Raw genomic sequence first — 1,272 nt, forward strand, 5'->3', positions numbered from 1 at the left:
CCAATCAGAGGCTGTTGCGGCCATTGCTGCTTATCGCAATAAATCATCACGCGGTAAGTCTTCTTTCTCATGTGATATCGGTGGTGATCCGTTTGTACAAGCAGAAGCAAAACTTGTTCAAGAGCCCCCTTTCCGCCCCTATATTCCAGCAGAATGGCGCATCAAAAGCGTTAAACACAAACTTGATAAAACAGGTGGTTATACCACAAAAATAGATTGCGAGCTTTTTGATGAAACCCAAGAAGATGCGGCTGGAAACGTTGCAAACACCACACCAGACAAGGATGATACCCTTGATCCAAACGCCCCACCAGACGCATGCGACGAAGGCGAAGGCGTCATCCATATGGATGAAGAGGATAGATAAACAAAGCTATTTTATGATGATAAAAAGAAATACTATTTTTATTTTACTATTCCTAAAAATACAGCTAAACAGCGTTCAATTTCTACCATTTTATCTGCATGAATGGAGCCGAAAGCTGGACTCNAATACTATTTTTATTTTACTATTCCTAAAAATACAGCTAAACAGCGTTCAATTTCTACCATTTTATCTGCATGAATGGAGCCGAAAGCTGGACTCACTTTTTCACATCTTACCGTCATAATCTTATCAATCATGACTTGCGAAGGTTTTTGCAAACCATTTTTAGCGGTTGGCTGAATCGTAATGCGGAGTAATGGCGCATCAACAAGTGTGCTAGTAATGGGTAAAACCGTTACACTTGTATGCTCACTGAATTGATTAGCTTGAATGATTAACGCAGGTCTTGGTTTACCAAAATCGCCTTGCATAGCTATTGTGACGAGAGATCCACGCATTATTCTGTCCAGCCATCAACATCCATTAAAGATTGATCCATCAACAACTGCATAGATGTATCTGTTTTATCCATTTTTGCGACTAAGCGACATTGGCGTCGGCACTCTTCTGCAAAGTTCGGTTGGCGAATATCTGGTACCCAAATTTGCATTAAACGCAAACCTGCTTTTCTTTGTGCGTTGCGATGTTTTTGAACGCGTTCATTGACGTGCATTGTAGCCATAACAAAATCTCCATTATGTTTCATGTAACGTATAACACAGAAAAAAGTTACATGAAACGAGATTTTTAATAAAAGGCAATAATTGCAATTTTTAATATTCACTCATCCCCGCCTTGTGTGGGGCTTTTTTATGGAGCAACACATGCGAAAAATATCATCAGAAGGGCTAGCACTTATCAAACAATGGGAAGGCTTGCGTTTAAACGCCTACAAAGATACCATT

The 1,272-nt window shown here is 39.9% G+C and carries 2 protein-coding genes and 2 pseudogenes; 2 read left to right on the forward strand and 2 right to left on the reverse strand.

Going from position 1 to position 1,272, the window contains the following annotated elements:
• A pseudogene (locus tag ACFIKN_RS09070) lies at positions 1-367 on the forward strand (late control protein); the annotation flags it as partial.
• A 134-nt stretch (positions 368-501) separates the two neighbouring features.
• On the opposite strand, the gene ACFIKN_RS09075 reads toward ACFIKN_RS09070, so the two are convergent.
• Both ACFIKN_RS09075 and ACFIKN_RS09080 read right to left on the reverse strand, forming a co-directional pair.
• A complete protein-coding gene (locus ACFIKN_RS09075) occupies positions 502-825 on the reverse strand; it encodes a type II toxin-antitoxin system PemK/MazF family toxin (protein ID WP_273791686.1) in 324 nt (107 codons plus the stop codon).
• On the reverse strand, positions 825-1,049 hold the full coding sequence (locus tag ACFIKN_RS09080) for an antitoxin MazE family protein (RefSeq protein WP_273791685.1): 225 nt from the start codon (positions 1,047-1,049) through the stop codon (positions 825-827). Before ACFIKN_RS09080 ends, ACFIKN_RS09075 begins: the two co-directional genes overlap by 1 nt.
• Before the next feature lie 142 nt (positions 1,050-1,191).
• On the opposite strand from ACFIKN_RS09080, the pseudogene ACFIKN_RS09085 reads away from it, so the two are divergent.
• A pseudogene (locus tag ACFIKN_RS09085) lies at positions 1,192-1,272 on the forward strand (lysozyme); the annotation flags it as partial.

It is taken from the genome of Bartonella sp. CL436QHHD (assembly GCF_042195105.1).
Lineage (GTDB): Bacteria > Pseudomonadota > Alphaproteobacteria > Rhizobiales > Rhizobiaceae > Bartonella.

Bases quoted from the DNA above. Each gene is read 5' to 3' on its own strand.
- ACFIKN_RS09080 (WP_273791685.1), bottom strand. From the start codon at position 1,049: ATGGCTACAATGCACGTCAATGAACGCGTTCAAAAACATCGCAACGCA.
- ACFIKN_RS09075 (WP_273791686.1), bottom strand. From the start codon at position 825: ATGCGTGGATCTCTCGTCACAATAGCTATGCAAGGCGATTTTGGTAAA.